Genomic DNA, 20,441 nt, shown 5'->3' on the forward strand with positions numbered 1-20,441 from the left:
TTGCCTCGCGCAGATCCGTGTTATGCCCAAGGTTCAATCGTAAGGCTTGACCAAGGCAAAGAATACACTGCAGGTTCTTGAGTAAAGTTTATCAGTATTTGCTGAAATTCTTCACGCGGGATTTCAATTGCCCCCAAACTAAATAAATGATCGTTAGCCACTTGGCAGTCGATTAATTGAAAATCCCAATGGCGTAACTGCCGCACCAAATGAGCAAAGCCTACTTTTGATGCATTATCGGCACGGCTGAACATGGATTCCCCAAAAAATACCCGTCCTAAAGCAATGCCATACAACCCGCCTACTAATTCATTGTTCTGCCAAACTTCCACCGAGTGAGCAAAACCGCGTTTATGTAACGCGCAATAGCCCGCAATAATCTCTTCGCTGATCCAAGTGCCGTCGGCATAACTGCGCGGCGCAGCGCAGGCGCGCATTACCGCTTCAAAACAATGATCAAAAGTCACCCGGTATATTCCCTTGCGCAGGGTTTTGCTCAAGCTTTTGGATAGGTGCAATTGTTCGGGAAAGATGACCGTGCGCGGGTTGGGGCTCCACCAAAGAATAGGATCGCCGGGATTAAACCAGGGAAATATTCCTTTGCGATAAGCCGCCAAAATCCGTTCGGGTGATAGATCGCCCCCAGCAGCGACCAGGCCATCCGGATCTTCTAATGCTTGCGACGGGTCGGGAAAACAGAGGTTGTTAGTATCTAACCAGCTAAGTGAAGTCATGCAATCCTATTTTGAAAAACTTACGTATATATGAATAGGTTTATAGATAAGCGGTGGCTATATCAATAAGTGTGTTCAAGTCACGCTCGGATAAAAATAATCGCGCATTTTTATCCGTAGTTGGCGCGTTTTTTGAGTGTAAATTTCCAGTGAGATACGAGTCAATAAATTGTTATTGCATTGAGTGCTTGTAAATTTTAGGGCTATGCTTAGTAGTATGAATGAACCTAATATTTAAATGCGTTTTAGGGTGGAATTTTGTTAATAGTTTGATTGTCTGTCTTTTGCCGCTTAAGTTGCTAACCCGAGGTAGATCATGAGTATTTTTAGTCATTACCGCGAGCGTTTCGAAACGACACAGCAGGAAGAATTATCAATTCAGGAATATTTGGAGCTCTGCAAAAAAGACCCCAGTGTCTACGCGTCCGCTGCGGAGCGTATGTTAATGGCCATCGGTGAACCCGAGATGGTTGACACCTCACAAGACCCGCGCCTCAGTCGAATTTTTTCTAACAAGATAATGAAGCGTTATAAGGTCTTTAATGAATTCTACGGTATGGAAGAGGCTATTCAGCAGATAGTCTCGTTTTTCAAGCACGCTGCACAAGGTTTGGAGGAGAAAAAGCAAATTTTGTATTTGCTTGGTCCAGTGGGCGGCGGTAAATCCTCGCTGGCAGAAATGCTTAAATCCTTAATGGAAAAAATGCCCATCTATTGCATCAAGGGTTCGCCGGTTTTTGAATCGCCCTTAGGTTTGTTTAACGCCGATGAGGATGGAAAAATCCTGCAAGAGGATTACGGTATCCAGCGGCGCTATTTAAAAACTATTATGTCGCCTTGGGCCGCCAAACGGCTGCGGGAGTTTAATGGCGATATTACCCAATTCAAAGTAGTGAAGGTTTACCCCTCTATTCTTGAACAAATTGCGATTACTAAAACCGAACCAGGCGATGAAAACAATCAGGATATTTCATCGCTCGTAGGTAAGGTGGATATTCGTCAGCTCGAAGAATTTCCGCAGAACGATCCGGATGCCTACAGCTTCAGCGGCGGCTTGTGTCGCGCCAATCAGGGTTTGATGGAATTTGTGGAAATGTTCAAGGCACCCATCAAGGTCTTGCATCCACTTTTAACCGCAACGCAAGAGGGTAACTTCAATAGTACCGAAGGGCTGGGCGCTATTCCATTTGATGGCATTATTCTGGCGCACTCCAACGAATCCGAGTGGCAAAACTTCCGCAACAACAAAAACAATGAGGCCTTTATCGATCGGGTTTATATCGTCAAAGTGCCTTATTGTTTGCGTGTGACGGAGGAGATGAAAATTTACGAGAAATTGTTGCAAAACAGTTCGCTCTCCAAAGCGCCCTGTGCTCCCGACACCTTGCGTATGCTTGCGCAATTTACGGTGTTGTCTCGTATTAAAGAACCGGAGAACTCCAATATTTTCTCCAAAATGCGAATTTATGACGGGGAAAATTTAAAGGATACAGATCCTCGCGCAAAATCTTTGCAGGAGTACAAGGACGCTGCTGGTGTGGACGAAGGTATGACAGGTTTGTCTACCCGCTTTGCGTTTAAGATTTTATCCAAAGTGTTTAATTTTGATCCAACAGAAATTGCCGCTAACCCAGTACATTTAATGTATGTGTTGGAGCAGCAAATTGAACAGGAACAATTCCCCAAAGAGGTGCAAGACAAATATCTCAATGCCTTAAAAGAATACATTTCGCCCAAGTACGTGGACTTTATCGGTAAAGAGATTCAAACCGCCTATCTGGAGTCCTACGCGGAGTATGGGCAAAATATTTTTGATCGCTATGTTACCTATGCGGATTTCTGGATTCAGGATCAAGAGTATCGCGATCATGAAACCGGTGAAATTCTTAATCGCGCTTCATTAAACGACGAGCTGGAGAAAATTGAAAAACCAGCGGGCATTAGTAACCCCAAGGATTTCCGCAACGAAATTGTCAATTTTGTGTTGCGTGCCAAAGCCAATAACGCCGGTAAAAACCCGGATTGGCGTAGCTATGAAAAATTGCGCATAGTGATTGAGAAAAAAATGTTCTCCAATACCGAGGATCTACTGCCGGTTATTTCTTTCAATGCCAAAGCCTCGGTGCAGGACAAGAAAAAACATCAGGACTTTGTACAGCGCATGGTGGAGCGCGGCTATACCGAAAAACAAGTGCGCTTGCTATCTGAGTGGTATTTGAGAGTAAGAAAATCCCAGTAACTGATTATCGGGCGGTTATTGATGTGTGTTTTCGCATCAATAGCCGCCGGAGTGGGTGAGTAAACCTTAAGGTTGAAATATGAGTTACATTATTGATCGACGCCTCAATGCCAAAAATAAAAGCGCGGTAAATCGTCAGCGATTTTTACAGCGCTATCGCCAACAAATTCAAAAAGCCGTGTCTGATGCGGTTAATCAACGCTCCATTACCGACATAGATAAGGGGGGCAAGGTCAGTATTCCCACACGGGATATCAATGAGCCCACTATTTATCACGGTCAAGGTGGGTATAACGAGCGCGTATTGCCAGGTAATAAGCAGTATTCCGAAGGCGATAAAATTGCGCGCCCGCAGGGTGGTGAAGGGCTGGGCAGCGGCGGCCAAGCCAGCGATTCCGGTGAGGGGGAGGACGACTTTTCGTTTACCTTATCGCAAGAGGAGTTTCTGGACTTTATGTTTGAAGGACTGGAATTACCTAATCTGGTTAAGCGCCAGTTGTCTGGTCTTGAAGAATTTAAAACCGTGCGCGCTGGTATCGCCAATGAAGGCCAGCCGGGGCGTATTAATATTGTGCGCTCTTTACGCTCGGCGAACATGCGCCGTATCGCCTTAACCGCGGGCAAGCGGCGCCAGTTAGATGAATTGCATGCTGAGTTGGTCGCTCTGGATAAACAACCCGATTCCCCTGCAAAAAAAGCCCGCATGAGTGAATTATTGGAAGCTGTTGCCAAGCTAGAAAAAGCGATTGGTCGTATTCCCTGGTTGGATACCTTTGACCTCAAATACAACTTGCATATCAAACAGCCTATTCCACGTTCCAAAGCTGTGATGTTTTGTTTGATGGATGTATCTGGCTCCATGGATCAAGGCACCAAAGATATTGCAAAACGTTTTTTTATTTTGTTGTATTTATTTTTGCAGCGAAATTACGAAAAAACAGAAATAGTTTTTATCCGCCATCACACCATTGCCAAAGAAGTTAATGAAGACGATTTTTTCCATTCGCGTGAAACAGGAGGCACAGTCGTATCCAGCGCACTGCGTTTAATGCAGGAAATTATTCAGGATCGTTACTCTCCCGAAATTTGGAATATTTATGGCGCACAAGCGTCAGATGGCGATAACTGGGGAGAGGATTCAGATCTTTGCCGCGATATTTTGATTGATGAGTTATTACCCAATTGCCAATATTTTTCCTACATAGAAATTACTCAAAACCAACATCAAGCGCTCTGGGAAACCTACGATACCATTCATGCAGAATATCCTGAGCGTTTTGCGCTGCAGCATATTCGCGATGCTAGTGATATCTACCCGGTGTTTCGTGAACTTTTTCATAAGAAGGTCGCATGAGTAAACCACTGTTTACCACATCAGAATGGAGTTTTGATTTAATTCGGGATGTCGATGCAGTGCTGAGTGAGCTGGCTGCCGAATTTGGTTTGGATACTTACCCCAATCAAATTGAAGTGATTAGCTCTGAGCAAATGATGGATGCCTATTCATCGGTAGGTATGCCAATTGGCTACCACCATTGGTCCTACGGAAAACAACTGTTAAGTACGGAGCACTCCTATAAACGTGGTCAAATGGGGCTGGCTTATGAGATTGTGATTAACTCCAACCCCTGCATTGCCTATTTAATGGAAGAAAATACCATGACCATGCAGACGCTGGTCATTGCTCATGCCTGTTATGGGCACAATTCTTTTTTTAAGGGGAACTATTTATTTCGTACCTGGACTGATGCCAGTTCGATTATTGATTATCTAGTGTTTGCTAAAAATTATATCAGTAAGTGTGAAGAGCGTTATGGTGTTAGTGAAGTGGAAAATATTCTGGACTCGTGTCATGCGCTTATGAATTATGGGGTCGATCGCTATAAACGTCCCTCGCCCATTTCGGCCCATGAAGAGGAGCGCCGCCAAAGTGAGCGTGAGGAGTATTTACAAAAACATGTCAATGATTTGTGGCGCACCATTCCCAAGTCGGCCGTGCAAGATCCTGAAAAAAACGTACCACGGTACCCCCCTGAACCCCAAGAGAATATTTTATATTTTCTGGAAAAAAATTCACCGCTACTTGAGCCATGGCAGCGGGAAATTATCCGCATAGTGCGTAAAATTGCCCAGTATTTTTACCCCCAACGGCAAACCCAGGTCATGAATGAAGGCTGGGCAACCTTTTGGCATTACACTTTATTGAATGAACTTTATACGCGCGGTTATGTAACTGATGGGTTTATTCTGGAGTTTTTACAATCCCATACCAGTGTAGTGGCCCAGCCTGCTTATGATCATCCTTTTTTCAGTGGGATCAATCCTTACGCACTGGGTTTTGCGATGATGAGCGATATCCGCCGCATCTGCGAAAATCCTACGGACGAAGACAGGCACTGGTTCCCGGAAATTGCCGGCTCCAATTGGAAAGAGACATTGCAGTTTGCGATGAAAAATTTCAAAGATGAAAGTTTTATTTTGCAATTTCTGTCGCCCAAAGTAATGCGTGATTTGAAACTGTTCAGTATTGTCGATGATGACGAACAAGAAAAAATCCGGGTGGATGCAATCCACAACGAAAAAGGCTTTAAGAAGCTGCGCGAAAATTTGGCGGGACAATACAATTTAGGTAATCGCGAACCCAATATCCAGGTTTACAGTGTTGATGTGCGCGGCGACAGGTCGTTGACCCTACATCACTACATGCATAATCGCCGTCCATTGGCTGGCTCAACCCATGAAGTGCTAAAACATTTGCACCGTTTGTGGGGGTTTGATGTGCATTTGCATTCGGTGGATGGTGGTGAGATAAAACAAAGTTATCACTGTCCGCTGCAAAAACCTGACTAGGGAAATTGATTCAAATGCGCTGGTAGCGAAGAATTTGACCGCTAAAGTTTTGGCGCCCTTCTTGAGTGTGTACCTGCACCTTGTTTTGGCTGTGTGAGTAACCCAGTGAGAGCATTTTTTTACTGAATTTGGCGTGATGGCCGCGACCTGGATCAATCAGAATAACTTCGCATTGGGCTGCTGCATGTTGATTGATGAATCCTGCCAGCAATTCAACATGCTCTGCTTCATAGAGCAAATCGCTGCCAATAATCACATCAAACAAGCCCAGGTCGCTCAGCGCATCATTCCAACCTGTGCGTACAAATGGAATCAAACGATCTTTATTTAGCTGGGTATTTTTGTTAAGAAAATCTGCCACGCCAGGGTGATAATCTGTAGCCGTAATATCGGCACGGCGATGATTAAGGATTAAACTCGCCAGCGCGATGCCACAGCCCACTTCTAAAATTCGTTTTCCTGCAAAATCAAATTCCGCCATTAAATGCGCCAACACTTCACCCGATGGCCATACAATGCCAAATATCGGCCAGGATGCCGACGAAATACCCAAGGCAGCGGCAGCACCCTCATCATCAGAAAATTCCTGATTATCACGCAGGCTACGAATATGGATATCAGTGGTGCCAAACTCAAGGGTTTGGTAGCGAACGCGAAGGGTTGTCATGATTTGCCTATAAAAAGTGATACAAAGCAGCTCATGCGAAAGACTGGGGCGCTTGGCGAGAACATCATTCTACGGTGTTTTAAAGGCTAAAACCTGAATTTCGCTGTGATGGAACTTATTATTACTGCTCGTGTCAGTTACTCGTGTCTTTTTGGAATAACCAATAATAATCTGGATCAGCGATGAACTATTTTCTCCTAACAGCCCTCGTGCTGCTGTTTGCTAGCTCACTTTGCCATGCTCGTGAAATCGCCCTTACCTTTGACGATGCGCCAACACCCGATTCAGCATTAATGACCGGCGCCGAGCGAACCCGAAAGCTGATCGATATATTGGTGAAAGCCAAAGTTCCAGATACATTATTTTTCGTGAAGGCGGACTACATAAATAAAGATACGCAACAACGTTTGGAACAGTACGCCGCTGCTGGTTTCCATCTTGCCAATCACAGCTATAGCCATCAATCAGCCAGTGAGCTGGGATTGCTGGATTACCCTGCCGATGTTTATAAAGCGCATTTATTATTGAAGTCACAAAAAAATGTTTTACCTTACCATCGTTTTCCGTACTTGCATTACGGTAAAGACTTGGCGGCTATCATTGCTTTGCAGCAGTCGCTTACTGATCTGGGGTATAAAGACGGTTACGTTACTATTGATAATTTTGATTGGTACATTAGTTCGCTGCTAACTAAAGCCGCAGAAGATAAAAAAACACTCAATTACGATAACGCGCGAAAATTTTATGTGGATACGCTGTATGAATCCATCGAGTTTTATGACGCAATCGCTAAAAAAACTCTCGGGCGTTCGCCACGGCATGTAATGCTTTTACACGAAAACGATGCGGCAGCATTGTTTGTCGGTGATCTTATTGCGCATTTGCGCGCTAAAGGTTGGAAAATTATTACTCCTCAAAAAGCCTATGAGGATCCTATCGCCCGTAACTTTCCCAATACTGTATTTCACAAGCAGGGCCGAGTTGCTGCTATCGCCAATAGCAAAGGTGTTCCTGAGTCTGAATTGCGTCATCCATCGGAAAATGAACAGTATCTTGATCAGGCTTTTGCGAAAGCGGGTGTGCTTGTTGATCTCTAGTCAGTAAATCGAAATAACCAATCAATAATTGCTAATCACCAATAACCAAGGAAATTAAATGTCATTCAAGAAGGTGTTTTTGTTGTCCTGCATTTTAGGAGCTAATAGTGTTGCAACTAATGTTTATGCCAGCGAAATACCGCCTTTTGGTTATCCTGCGTATGAAACAACAAGTATTCATGCAAATAGCAATAATAAGGATTATGAGCTTTATATACAGCTGCCAAAGTCTTATTGGGACACTAAAACTGCTTATCCGCTAATCATCGTTAATGACACTAGTTGGGGCTTTCCGATTACCAATGGTGCTATGGCTCTAATGGGTGGGAATGTAGTAAAAGAGGCTATTGTTGTAGGTGTTTCTTATTCAAAGGGTGATGATCGCACGATCAGTCGTACGCGGGATTATACTCCAACCTATTCCCCTGAGGAGTCTAACGGTCATTCATCAGCAGCACGTAAAGCCTCTGGTCATGCGAAAGAGTACACTGCTTTTCTTGCTGATCAGGTTATTCCGTTATTGAAAAATTCTTATCGTGTCGATGCTAATAATAAAATTTTCGTTGGTCATTCATTTAGTGGCTTGTTAGGTTGCTATATTTTGGTCAACAGGCCTGAGATATTTGATCACTATATTATTGGCAGTCCTTCATTGTGGTATGACAACAAAGTGATTTTTGAGATGGAGAAGCGATACGCAGAAAAAAATAAATCCTTAAGTGCACATGCAATGATTTATGCTGATCAAAATGATAGCAGCTTGAATAATAAACAAATGGCTGATGATGTATTGGCTTTTGAAAAAGTCTTGCGCTCGCGTAATTATGCCGGGCTGGATTTGCAGGTTGAAATTATAAAAGGAGAAAATCATCACAGTGTATTTCCCGGATTATTATCTCGTGGTTTGATGGCGGCAATCCCGCTTAAAAAGTAGATGTCAGGGGGAAATAAGGTACGCAACACATTTGCGTTGCGCCTTGTGGTGTTAACGCATCAGCTCATATACACACATATTTACCGCAGACGCTAAATTCAGCGATTCAATTGCACCGCAACCAGAAATCGTAAATGGCTGTGCCTTCATGGTCTGCAAATCTTCACGTGGTATACCGCGCGCTTCGTTGCCAAACACGTAACAATCAAAACGTTTGAAGCTGTTATCGCTGAGCGATTTTCCGTTCATGTCTAGGGTGGCGATGGATTGAAAGCGCGACGCGATAGACTCCAGCGGTACATCCAATTCCATTGGTACTTGAAAAATCGCACCCATGCTGGAGCGAACCACTTTGGGGTTGTAAGGGTCCACCGAGCCGGGGCTTAACAGGCAGCGAAAATTGCCGAACCAGGCGAGGCTGCGCAAAATAGTCCCTAAATTTCCTGGGTCTTGCACTTCATAGAGGTAAATGACTTTTTCGCTGGTAAGTAGTGATTTCGGAGAATCAGCAATAGGCGCTACAGCGATAATACCTTGCGGCGTTTTGGTATCAGACAACTGCGCCATGGTTTTTTCGCTAACCAGATGTTTTGTAAAGCGACTGGCGAAGTGCTGATAACCTTCAGTGACAAATAATTCGCAGTTTTGCAGCGTTGCGTTGTGCTCTGCTGCTTTTTCCAACTCCAGAATCAGGTGTTCACCTTCCACCAAAAAATAACCCAGCTCGCTGCGGTATTTTTTTTGGTGGAGTTTTTTTATCTCGTCGATTTTTAAGTGCATCTTATTGACCTTGCAAATCGGCCAGCATGGCTTTGGCGACGGCTTCGGCCACTTTAATGCCATCCACGCCGGCAGATAAAATACCGCCAGCATATCCGGCGCCTTCACCGGCTGGGTAAAGCCCGCGAGTATTTAAACTTTGCAGTGTTTCGTGGTCGCGTGTAATGCGCACGGGTGATGAGGTGCGGGTTTCAATGCCGGTGAGGATCGCATCGTCGCGATCGAAACCTCGAATTTGTTTGCCGAACTCCGGCAGGGCTTCGCGAATGGCTTCAATGACATAGTCTGGCAGTGACGGAGCCAAATCGCCCAAGCGTACGCCGGGTTTGTAAGAGGGTTCAACCTCACCAAATTCGCTAGAGGCTTTGCCGCGAATAAAGTCGCCCACTAATTGCCCTGGCGCGCAATAATCGCTACCGCCCAATTCAAACGCGCGGGATTCCAGTCGTTCTTGTAATTCCACGCCGGCTAAGGGGCCGCCAGGAAAATCTTCATTCGGGTTAATGCCAACCACAATGCCAGCATTAGCATTACGTTCGTTGCGTGAGTATTGGCTCATGCCGTTGGTGACAACGCGATTAGGCTCCGAAGTAGCAGCAACGACAGTTCCACCGGGGCACATACAAAAACTGTACACGGCGCGGCCATTTTTTGCGTGATAAACCACTTTGTAATCAGCGGCGCCCAGTTCCGGATGACCTGCGTATTTACCCAAGCGCGCATCGTCAATTAATGATTGTGGATGCTCAATACGAAAGCCGACGGCAAAGGGTTTTGCCTCCACATAAACGCCGCGCTCATGAATTTTACGGAAGGTATCGCGCGAGCTGTGACCAAGGGCGAGTACGACATAGCGACTGCGCAGGGTTTCACCATCGGCCAGGGTTACCCCTTCAATGCGGCCATCTTCGATCAGGAAATCAGTGACTTTACTTTCAAAGCGCACTTCGCCACCGAGTGCTTTAATTTCTTCCCGCATTGCAGCTACTACACCAGTCAACCGGAACGTACCTATGTGTGGTTTGCTCACATACATAATTTCTTCGGGTGCACCGGCGCGCACAAATTCATGCATCACTTTACGGCCGTAAAATTTAGGGTCCTTAATTTGGCTATAGAGTTTTCCATCAGAAAATAATCCGGCACCGCCCTCGCCGAATTGCACATTGGATTCGGGCGTTAAGACTTTATTGCGCCACAGCGCCCAGGTGTCTTTGGTACGACGTCGCACATCTTTACCGCGCTCCAGCACAATCGGTTTGAATCCCATTTGTGCAAGGGTGAGCGCAGCGAATAAACCGCAGGGACCAAAACCTATTACCAGCGGGCGCTCGCTCAAATCAGCGGGTGCTTGAGCCACTGGATAGTAATGGGTATCTGGTGCCGGGCGAATATTTTTGTCATCTGCGAAACGACTGAGAATTTTTTCTTCGTTATTAGCGTTCAGGTCAATGATGTAAACAAAAGTGATTTCGCTATTTTTTTTGCGCGCATCGTAACTGCGTTTGAATACAGTGAAGTCGAGCAGGTCACTGTCTTTGATTTTCAAGCGCTTGACTATAGCCAAACGCAGGGCTTCGACAGGGTGATCCAACGGCAGTTGGAGTTCGGTGATACGAATCATGATGGCTCCTGGCCGGTAACTTTCCGGCAAAGGGATAGGTAAAAGAATAATAGAGCAATGGAGTGGCGCGCATTTTACGCTGGTTTCTACCGATGCGTCACTGGCTGTAGCTGAGTGCTTTTGTTTTATCGTTCCTTAGGGCATACAATAGCAACCCTTTTGGGCTCATTTTCTGTGAGCCTACGCCCATCTCTCCAGAACACTTGTGATATTTATGGCCAGATCCAAAAGCAGTAACCGTTGGTTGGAAGAACACGTCAACGATCCCTATGTTAAAAAGGCGCAGGTGGACGGCTATCGCGCGCGCGCGGCTTATAAGCTGCTGGAGTTGAATGAAAAAGATAAGCTGATTCGCCCCGCTATGATGGTGGTGGATTTGGGGTCGGCTCCGGGTAGCTGGTCGCAAATCGCTGGGCGTTTGGTCGGGGTAAAAGGGCGGGTGATCGCGTCGGATATTTTGCCGATGGATTCATTGGAGCACGTGGATTTTATTCAGGGTGATTTCACGGAAGAGGTGGTGTTTAATCAAATCATGGAGAAGCTCGGCGGTAACCGCGCTGATGTGGTGATCTCCGATATGGCGCCCAATATCAGCGGCGTGGATGCGGTAGATCAAGCATCGTCCATGTACCTGGTTGAGCTTGCACTGGATATGGCGCGCAGTGTGTTAAAACCTAAAGGGGATTTTGTCGCCAAGGTTTTTCACGGTGAAGGCTACGATGATTACGTGAAAGAAGTGCGTACTTCATTTGAAAAAGTGGTGATTCGTAAGCCCGATGCATCGCGCCCACGTTCGCGCGAAGTGTATGTGGTGGGTAAGGGATTTAAAGGGTAATCAAATCTTGATGCGCATTACGCATTACGCGTCGCGCATCAAGTTCAGCTTCATTCTCGGTATCAGTCCGAAGATTATTTTCAATATTAAGAGCTGCGTACGACTAATTCCGTGGCGAGCATTTGCGAGGTCACGGTTTCATCGCCGTTAATTTGTTTAAGAATTTTTTCTACTAATAATTTTCCGCCCGCGTGAATATTCTGGCGAATGGTTGTCAGCGGTGGGCTAAAGAACGGGGCGATAGGAATATCGTCAAAACCTACGACTGAGACATCCTCTGGTACGCGGTAACCTTGTTGTTGCAGGGCGTTAATCGCACCCATGGCGATGTTGTCGCTTGCGGCAAAAATGCCATCAAAATCCAATTCGCCTTGCAGTAATTCATTCACGTGATTAAAACCGGATTCAATGGAAAACGCCGCTTGCACGTGGCGCTCCTGAGTTGCTAATCCCGCTTTTTTGAGCACATCAAAATAACCTTGAAAGCGCTGGTTAATTTCCGGGTGGGCAATATCGCCTAAAAAAACCAAACGTTTACAGCCGCGTTTGAGTAAATGCTGCGCCGCAATTTGGCCGCCCTGATAATTATCGCTGCCCACCACGCAATATTGCGTATCCGGTGTTGCGGCGCCCCATACCACCAGTGCATCACCCATAGCGTGCAGTTTTTGCAGTGGCGTATCGTCGCGCCCTGTGCCTATCACAATAATGCCATCGGAACGTTTGGAACTGAGCAGATGGGAATGCCAATCGTCGCTGGTAATAGCGGGGCTGGAAAACAATAAGCTGTAATTATGTTGATGTAATTCATCGGCAATTGCGCCGATCATATCCATCATAAACGGGTCAGAAAATTTTTGGCCGTCGTGGGTTTGGGCGTTAATTACGACAGAGATTGCATGGCTGCGTTGCAGGCGTAAATTGCGTGCGCCGGTGTTGAGTTTGTAGTTCATTTCGCGCGCGAGCGCCTGAATTTTTTCCCGCGTTTGTTCGTTGATAATCGGGTTGTTATTCAGCGCGCGGGAGACGGTAGATTCCGCCACTCCGGCGCGTCGTGCGATGTCGGCAATGGAGACTGGCGGCGATGACATTTTACTCATGAGATAACAACACCCTGATTCTGTTGGGTGCATGGTATGTAAGTCGTTTGTTTTATACAACCGCGCGCCGGTTTGTCTTAATCGCACATATGTTTTAAGTGCTCATGCGCTTTAAGTGAAAGATCAATAAAAAAATACAAGCCATAGGCACCAGCGCCAAGTAAAACGCGGTTTGACCGCTGAACTGATTAAACACCGTGCCGGTGATAATCGAGCCGGTCGTGCCGCCCAAAGCGGAGAAAATAATAATCAAACCCGTCATGGATGATTGTTGGTGCTGGGGCAGGGAGCTGAGCACCAGCGAATTAAGCAGCGGGTAGATGGGCGCCATAAACAAACCAATCAGCGGGAAAATATAAGCCGCCAACGGCAGGTTAAACCAGTGGCTGTCGGCCTTGGCTTCCACATTGTGGGCGAGGGGCAGGGTGAGAATAACCAGCGTTGCCATAGCCAAAATACAGCCGGCGAGAAACAGGTGCCAGGGAATAAAACGCAGCAGCCAGCCCGCACCCAAACGCCCCAAAGCCAGGCTGAGCGCAAATAAACTGGTGATCTGCACGGCGATACTCGCGGGTAGTCTGAGCACTTCACTGTTAAAAGTGGGAAGCCAGGTACCTATGCCTTGTTCGATCAGTACGTACAAAAACATCGCGCCCATAAAGCTGTATACCAAGGGCCGCAATACCAACTTGAGCATGGCAATAAAGTCTTCAAAGGGACTGGTTACCGGTGATGCTGGGTTGGTGTTGGTAGTGAGTTTGCTAGTGGGTTCGGTAGTGAGTTCAGTTGTGGAATCAGTCGCTGGGCGATCATCAAATTTAACTGCGAACATCAGCAACAAGTTGAAGGCGCAGAGTCCGGCAATCAGCCAATACACATTAAGCCACGCGCTGCTGGCTGGGTTCTGGTCATCGATAAACGCACTGAAAATCCAATAGCCCGATAACACCCCGCACATAAAAATCCCTTCAATGCTATTGAGCAGGCTGGCATGGTTTTGTTTGCTGTTAGTGAGCAGCCCGACACTGGCATAGACCGAGACTTTAATCAGCGCAAATGCTGAGCCTACGCAGAGAAAAAACAATTTAGTCGCCCAAAAACTGGCAATCATCGGCATGGCGAGACAGGCCAACAATACCAGTGATACAGCAATCAGCATGGCTTTGCGGTAGCCGAGGCGGGGCAGGAGCGAGGCGACAAAAAACGACACTATGGCGATGGGTAAATCCTTAAAACCTTCCAGCAGCGCTGCGTTTTCTTTGCTTACGCCAAAGCTGTTGATGGATTGCAATATGACTATGCCGACGCTGTTCAGCAGTAAGCCGAACAGGAAGTAGTTGCACATGAGCACCAGAATCATCAGGTGTCGGTTGGTGATTGCCATAACACTGTTCTCGTTATTGTGTTTTTTGTCGCGCCATTGTTATTAACGGCGTTAAGTATCGCCCGAGAAATGAGTCTAATCACCTATTTTTCCTTTGGCAATCGTTTGCAGATTTTTTCGCAATCGTTTGCAAAATATATTGCAAACGATTGCAATTTGATTTTTTGAGTTCTAATATTATTTGGACAGGGGGCTTTGCAAGGGTGAAGCTCCTGCGGCAAGAGGCAACACAATCAACACAGCACGATAGCAATCCAACAATAACTAGCCCACGACAGGGGAGAACCCATGAAAATCAATCTACTTACACGAGCCATTATTAAGGTTAATCATCACCGTAAATCCTGCCTGAACCTTGCCCTTGGTGCGGCTGCGCTGGGTTTGGTGCAGGCGCCAGTGATGGCGCAGGACGGCGGTGACACAATTGAAGAGTTAATCGTTACCGGTACACCGGGCGGCGCCAGCGTGAAGCGCTTTGATGCCAGCTTCGCGATTTCCACGGTGGACGATGCAGAGATCAAACAAGTATCGCCGGCCAGTACTGCCGATTTGTTAAAAACCATCCCCGGTGTGTGGGTGGAGAGTTCGGGCGGTGTGTCCGGCGCTAATATTTTTGTGCGCGGCCTGCCCAGTGGTGGCGATGCGGATTTTGTCACCGTAGCGATTAACGGTCTGGCAATTTTCCCGGCGCCGACTTTGTCGTTTATGGAGAACTCCACCCTGTTTCGGGTGGATGAAACCATTGAGCGGCTGGAGGGTTTGCGCGGCGGCCCCAACCCCGTGTACTCCAACGGCCAGGTGGGATTAACCACTAACTTTATCTTGAAAGAGGGGGGTGAAGAAACGGAAGGCGCGCTGCGTTACACCACCTCGGATTACGATTTGCAGCGCATCGACGGTATGGTCAGCGGCAAATTGGACGATGATTTGTATTACATGATCGGCGGTTATGTCAGCTCATCGCCCGGTGTGCGCGATGCCGGTTTCAATGCCGAAGAAGGCCATCAGTTCACCGTCAACCTCACCAAAATACTCGATAACGGCAAAGCCAATCTGTTCCATCGCAGCACCGATGACCACGGCACCTGGTATTTGCCGGTGGCGTTGGATGTAAACGGTGTTGAAACCGGGTTGGATGCGGGTTACACCCAGGTTGGCCAGCGCAATCGCCACGTATTAGTGCCTATGTCAGGCGCTGATGGCAACGGCGGTTCGGCGATAAATTGGGAATCCATGGATATGGGCGAAGGGCGCGGTTGGGATGGCAGCGTGACTGGCGGCTCGCTGGAATTAAACCTGGCCAACGACTGGACCTTTATCGATCGCTTCAGTTTGACCAAAGGTGATGCCGATACTTTTGGTTTTGTGCCTCAGGGCGCAGCAGTGACCTTGGGCAGTTTGAACGGCGGCGTAGCGGGTGAGACGGTGACCGGTGCACCCCTTGCAGCCAACCAACTGGTGCAACAATTTGGCCCCTGGGTGGTGAAAAAAGATATCAGTGCGTTTAACAACGATTTAAGCCTGGGCAAACGCTGGGACGATTTTAAACTCACCCTAGGTTATTACAGTTCCGCGTGGGATGTCAGTGAGCAATGGTCCATCGGCAACCAAAAATGGTATCAACTGGGTCACAACGGCGAGCAAGTCAGTGCGGCGAGTATTAGTGATCCCTGCCAGGGGGCTGATGTTGCCACCTGTGGTTGGAAATACGATGTGGATGCCCGCGGCGACGCCCGTGAAAATGCGTTTTATATCGCCGGTGAAACCTACATTGGCGATGTAACGCTGGACGCCGGTGTGCGCCTTGCGAATCGCCAAACCAGTTATGCAGTAGATGACGGAGCGCTGGATGGCCGCGATGATTTTTTTGTCGATGCCGATGAAAGTAACACTGCTTATACCGCTGCTGCCAACTGGAATTTCCGCGATGATATGGGTGTGTTTGTGCGTATCAACGACGGTTTTAAATACCCGGACTTTGATGCCTACCGCGATTTCCGTGGCGATTTTAACAACGGCTCGGATTTGATTATTGATGTCAGTCAGTTGGAGTTGGGTTACAAATTGTCGCGCGATAACTACTCACTTTATGCCACTGGTTTTTCCAACAAAACCAAAGGCCAACCTTTCTGTGATGTGGGCGCTGCCAGCTGTAGTCGTTTGGAAACCAAAGCAATTGGTGTAGAGCTGGATGGTAAATTGTACTTGGGTGATTTCACGCTGGATTTAAATGCGACAGTACAAGAACCAGAGATCGACAACGGACCACTGGCCGGTAATCAAGTACTGCGTCAACCCACCCACATGATGCGCTTAACACCGAGCTATAACCTCACGTTGGGCGGCAATGTGGAGACATCGCTCTACGCGACTTACAGTGTGATCAGTGATCGCTATGGTGATAATGCCAACACCAATACGTTGGACAGCTACACTAAATTGGATCTCGGTGTGCAAGTGAATATCGACAACCTGAATATCCAGTTAGCGGTAGACAATGCCACCGATGAGTTGGCGCTGACCGAAAGTGACCCTCGTGCGACTGGTGCATCGGCTAATGGCCGTTACATTCTGCCGCGCAATGTGAAGCTGAGCCTGGGTTACAACTTCTAATCCGCGCTATAGCCTTTGGAGCCGCGCCCAGGGCCGGCTCCCTTTTTGACTTCACGGAGTGGTCGATGAAACCAGCAATTATCGGCTTGCTACTGGCACTATTGCTGATGGCCTGTAGTGACAACAATGAAACCCCATCAGCGCAAAATTCTACCCAGCAGACAAGCGCAACATCGTCCATTCTTTTCACTTCTGTCGATGGCAACCAAGCAATTATGTTTAAAGAAATTCAGCTATCCAATTTGTTTCCCGACTCCAAAACCTTTGTGGATAGCATTCCCCATCAGCCCATGGTGCAAATTGCGGCGCTGTACCAAACTCAAAAAACACAACCGGATTTTGATTTGGAAAAATTCGTGCGTGAACATTTTGAATTACCCCATGGGGTTGCCGCTGATTTTAAAAGTGATATCCATCAACCGGTGGAACAGCATATTAGCCAGCTCTGGGATTTGCTGACGCGCCAACCCGATACTGCCGTGAATACCAATGGCAGTTTAATTCCCCTACCCAATGCCTATGTGGTGCCCGGTGGGCGCTTTCGCGAAGTTTATTATTGGGATAGTTATTTCACTATGCTTGGCCTGCAGGTTTCTGGTCGCTGGGATTTAATTGAAGGCATGGTGAATAACTTTTCTTACCTGATTAATAGCCGTGGGTTTATTCCCAATGGCAACCGCACTTATTACGAGGGGCGTTCACAGCCACCGTTTTTTGCATTGATGGTCGAGTTACTGGCGCAGCATAAAGGTGAAAAAATCTATGCGCAGTATTTGCCATCGCTTGTTAAAGAATATGAATTCTGGATGAGCGGAGCGTTGCAATTAACGGCAGCTGCACCTGCTCATCGCCGCGTGGTGCGCATGGCCGATGGCAGTGTATTGAATCGCTACTGGGACGATATAGCCGCACCGCGGCCGGAATCATTCAAAGAAGACTATGAACTGGCGGAAGGGGCGGGTGCGAACAAAGCAGAGCTTTATCGCCATGTGCGCGCGGCAGCGGAATCCGGGTGGGATTTCAGCAGCCGCTGGTTTAAAAATCCTGCGGACATGAAAACTATTCACACCACTGACATAGTCCCGGTGGATCTCAATGCGCTGCTGTTTAATATGGAAAAAATGTTAGCGCACATTTATGCATTGGAAGGTAATCGCGCTGAAGCCGATAAATTTTTGCGTTTGGCTGGGCAGCGTCAGCAGGCTGTATTGAAATATTTTTGGAATGAAACAACCGGTTTCTTTCACGACTACGATGTTAGCGCGCAACAACAAACGCCAGTGCTGTCGCTCGCAGCCATTTTTCCACTGTATTTCGGCATGGTGGATCAGTCCATGGCCGATCAAGTTGCACAAAAAATCGCGCAGGATTTTTTACAAGCCGGTGGCCTCACCACCACACTGGCCAACACCGGTCAGCAGTGGGACGCCCCCAACGGCTGGGCACCCCTGCAGTGGTTGGCGATTCAAGGTCTGCGTCATTACCAACACTACGACACTGCGGATCAGGTTAAATCCCGCTGGGTAAATTTAAATCGCGAGGTCTACCACACTACCGGTAAGTTGGTAGAGAAATATAACGTTTACGATATTCACCTACCCGGCGGCGGCGGCGAATACGAGTTGCAGGACGGTTTTGGCTGGACGAATGGCGTGTTATTGGCATTGTTGGCGGAATAAGGCAAAAGTTTTTGGGATATCTGCCGATAAGCATAGGGAATTAATGGAGATGCTATCCCATGGAAATTTCTGTCCTGAATCTGACTGATGCTATATCCCGTAACAGCCCCGTTACCACGGCGCCATTGACTCCAACCCCGGCGCCTGTCTCACCTGAAGCGGTAGGCTCGCCCGCTGCGATTGTCACCATTAATCCGGTGATTGACCCACCGCCGGTTTATTCCGAGCCCATGGTAGTTGCGACCTATGTACGCGACAAATCCCACACCGGTGCTGCCGCCCAGGCCGCGAACCAGGCGCTGGTGAATTCACTTACGCAAATCAAAGACAACAAAGCCAAATTTTCCGTGAGCAGCCTGTTTAGTCAGGTTGCGGCACTGAGCCGCGAAACCAGTGAATATCGCAATGAGGTTCGTCAATTTCGCGTACCACCTAAGGTCGCTGTCGATAAGTTTTCCCCGGATTTCTCCGCCGCGAAAGGCAAGCGCATTGAGTCAGTATTTTTGAATCTGCGCACGAAAGATGGCGATAGCATCAATATCCAATTCAGCCGCAATAATATTCGCGATGGCACTTCAGTGATGGAGTTTTCATTGGTTGTGGATGGCGATTTGTCAGAAGGCGAACAAAAAGCGCTGGCCGCCTTAATGGAAAAATTGGGGGCTATGGGCGATGAATTTTTTCGCGCCGACACTACCCAACTGCGCGGCTTAAAAGATGTTGATACCCAATTTATTACCGGGTTCAATTTCACCTTGCAGCGCTTCAATCCTGCGACGGATACCTACGTTGAACACAGTTATGAATTCAGTGTGGATGAGGTCGCGCAAACCCAAACCCTGCGCTCAGAGGATGTAAAGGGTTATAGCGTCAATATCACCAGCCAGTTGCAAAGTTTGGCGGGCACCCCAAACCTTGAACGCGATGTGCTACAGCAATACCTGGATTTAATCGCGCAGGCAAGCGACGAAAGTGCAGCTCCCAATGCTTCCAAGCGGTTTATGTTGGATGCGTTTAATTCAGTGTTTGGCAGTTTTTTAAAACCTGTTATTGCTGAAGGGGATACGGAGAGTGATGCTGCGCAAGAGGCCATCGCCGCATTTGATTCCGGCATGCCGGATTTTACGGCCAGCTTTCGCTCTCCGGTGTATCACAACCCGGGTTATTACTCACAAGTGGCCGCGATGAGTTTGACACTGGAGCAACAGACTCGTACCGAGCAAAACGGTGATAATTTGTTGATAAAGCAAAATACCCGTTACGACTTTAGTTACAGCAAATTTGAACATACCCCTAATGACTCGCTGGATATGTTGGGTGCTAATTACACCTATGTGCATGAGCGTAAAACTGCAGATAATAGCCGCATTTTATCCATGACGGGTGACCGGGTGAATAATCTCTGGATGGAACAAGAAGTCAATAAAGAAACCGAGCGTCAGCAGTTTGAAAATTATAAATTAGTTGAGCGTGAAGCTTATGAATATGGTGACAGGCGCTTACAGGAATATGCCGAGTTGATGAAAAAGCTCAATGCCAATAATCAACGCAGCGCGGTGCATGAATTATTAATTGCCAGCAAAGAAAAGTTATTTTTGGAAGTTTAATTAAGCTCTTGATTTTTATGGATACCCGCGTTCGCGGGTAGGACGATGAAGTAAGAGTGTTTTTTCAGTCGCGAACACCAGTAGAGTCAATCTGTTTGGTGTTCGCGATTTCGCTGTAGCGGATGTGGTGGATGATAGAATTTAATTCAGGGTTTTCTGTTGTTCTTTCACGTACTTCATAATATTGATAAAAGTATCGGTCCAATAAATATCTTTATTGTCAGCGAGGTACTTTAACAACTCTTCGTGCGCCTCATTAGAAATACTCAGGTGATCGCCGCCAATACCATGAAGGGTG

At 47.2% G+C, this 20,441-nt stretch carries 15 protein-coding genes; 9 read left to right on the top strand and 6 right to left on the bottom strand.

The features are described from left to right. Positions 1-20: 20 nt before the first annotated feature. Entirely contained in the window at positions 21-734 is a 714-nt protein-coding gene (aat, locus tag NNX04_RS20850) for a leucyl/phenylalanyl-tRNA--protein transferase (protein WP_261947057.1), read from the bottom strand. Positions 735-1,050: 316 nt separating this feature from the next. On the opposite strand from aat, the gene NNX04_RS20855 reads away from it, so the two are divergent. The 3 genes from NNX04_RS20855 to NNX04_RS20865 all read left to right on the top strand — a co-directional run bounded on the left by NNX04_RS20855 (position 1,051) and on the right by NNX04_RS20865 (position 5,823). Continuing rightward, positions 1,051-2,973, top strand: a complete 1,923-nt coding sequence (locus tag NNX04_RS20855) for a PrkA family serine protein kinase (protein ID WP_007643838.1) — start codon at positions 1,051-1,053, stop codon at positions 2,971-2,973. Between the two features lie 79 nt (positions 2,974-3,052). Then, the gene (locus NNX04_RS20860; RefSeq protein ID WP_261947058.1) at positions 3,053-4,327 is read left to right on the top strand and encodes a YeaH/YhbH family protein; all 1,275 of its coding nucleotides are present in this window, start codon (positions 3,053-3,055) and stop codon (positions 4,325-4,327) included. Next, positions 4,324-5,823, top strand: a complete 1,500-nt coding sequence (locus NNX04_RS20865) for a SpoVR family protein (RefSeq protein ID WP_261947059.1) — start codon at positions 4,324-4,326, stop codon at positions 5,821-5,823. Before NNX04_RS20860 ends, NNX04_RS20865 begins: the two co-directional genes overlap by 4 nt. Before the next feature lie 10 nt (positions 5,824-5,833). On the opposite strand, the gene NNX04_RS20870 is transcribed toward NNX04_RS20865, so the two are convergent. Further along, positions 5,834-6,490: a class I SAM-dependent methyltransferase gene (locus NNX04_RS20870; RefSeq protein WP_261947060.1), complete on the bottom strand. Its 657-nt coding sequence runs from the start codon at positions 6,488-6,490 to the stop codon at positions 5,834-5,836. Between the two features lie 182 nt (positions 6,491-6,672). Here NNX04_RS20870 and NNX04_RS20875 point away from each other — a divergent pair, with 182 nt between their 5' ends. Both NNX04_RS20875 and NNX04_RS20880 read left to right on the top strand, forming a co-directional pair. After that, on the top strand, positions 6,673-7,587 hold the full coding sequence (locus NNX04_RS20875) for a polysaccharide deacetylase family protein (RefSeq protein ID WP_261947061.1): 915 nt from the start codon (positions 6,673-6,675) through the stop codon (positions 7,585-7,587). A 58-nt stretch (positions 7,588-7,645) separates the two neighbouring features. After that, positions 7,646-8,521 (top strand): alpha/beta hydrolase, encoded by an 876-nt coding sequence (locus NNX04_RS20880; protein WP_261947062.1) that lies wholly within the window; start codon positions 7,646-7,648, stop codon positions 8,519-8,521. Positions 8,522-8,572: 51 nt separating this feature from the next. On the opposite strand, the gene NNX04_RS20885 is transcribed toward NNX04_RS20880, so the two are convergent. Together NNX04_RS20885 and NNX04_RS20890 are read right to left on the bottom strand one after the other, a co-directional pair. Next, entirely contained in the window at positions 8,573-9,301 is a 729-nt protein-coding gene (locus tag NNX04_RS20885) for a TrmH family RNA methyltransferase (RefSeq protein ID WP_261947063.1), read from the bottom strand. A 1-nt stretch (position 9,302) separates the two neighbouring features. Further along, positions 9,303-10,925: an NAD(P)/FAD-dependent oxidoreductase gene (locus NNX04_RS20890; protein WP_261947064.1), complete on the bottom strand. Its 1,623-nt coding sequence runs from the start codon at positions 10,923-10,925 to the stop codon at positions 9,303-9,305. Positions 10,926-11,139: 214 nt separating this feature from the next. Between NNX04_RS20890 and rlmE the strand changes: the two genes are divergently transcribed. Next, entirely contained in the window at positions 11,140-11,760 is a 621-nt protein-coding gene (rlmE, locus tag NNX04_RS20895; RefSeq protein WP_007643818.1) for a 23S rRNA (uridine(2552)-2'-O)-methyltransferase RlmE, read from the top strand. A gap of 86 nt (positions 11,761-11,846) precedes the next feature. On the opposite strand, the gene NNX04_RS20900 is transcribed toward rlmE, so the two are convergent. Next, entirely contained in the window at positions 11,847-12,860 is a 1,014-nt protein-coding gene (locus NNX04_RS20900) for a LacI family DNA-binding transcriptional regulator (RefSeq protein ID WP_261947065.1), read from the bottom strand. A 94-nt stretch (positions 12,861-12,954) separates the two neighbouring features. Then, the gene (locus NNX04_RS20905) at positions 12,955-14,244 is read right to left on the bottom strand and encodes an MFS transporter (RefSeq protein WP_261947066.1); all 1,290 of its coding nucleotides are present in this window, start codon (positions 14,242-14,244) and stop codon (positions 12,955-12,957) included. A 288-nt stretch (positions 14,245-14,532) separates the two neighbouring features. On the opposite strand from NNX04_RS20905, the gene NNX04_RS20910 reads away from it, so the two are divergent. The 3 genes from NNX04_RS20910 to NNX04_RS20920 all read left to right on the top strand — a co-directional run bounded on the left by NNX04_RS20910 (position 14,533) and on the right by NNX04_RS20920 (position 20,143). Then, a complete protein-coding gene (locus NNX04_RS20910; RefSeq protein WP_261947067.1) occupies positions 14,533-16,857 on the top strand; it encodes a TonB-dependent receptor in 2,325 nt (774 codons plus the stop codon). A gap of 65 nt (positions 16,858-16,922) precedes the next feature. Beyond that, entirely contained in the window at positions 16,923-18,536 is a 1,614-nt protein-coding gene (gene treA / locus NNX04_RS20915) for an alpha,alpha-trehalase TreA (protein ID WP_261947068.1), read from the top strand. 59 nt (positions 18,537-18,595) lie between these two features. After that, positions 18,596-20,143 (top strand): hypothetical protein, encoded by a 1,548-nt coding sequence (locus NNX04_RS20920; protein ID WP_261947069.1) that lies wholly within the window; start codon positions 18,596-18,598, stop codon positions 20,141-20,143. Positions 20,144-20,441 lie beyond the last annotated feature (298 nt).

Origin of the sequence: Cellvibrio sp. QJXJ, assembly GCF_024452345.1 — a bacterium.
Classification (GTDB): domain Bacteria; phylum Pseudomonadota; class Gammaproteobacteria; order Pseudomonadales; family Cellvibrionaceae; genus Cellvibrio.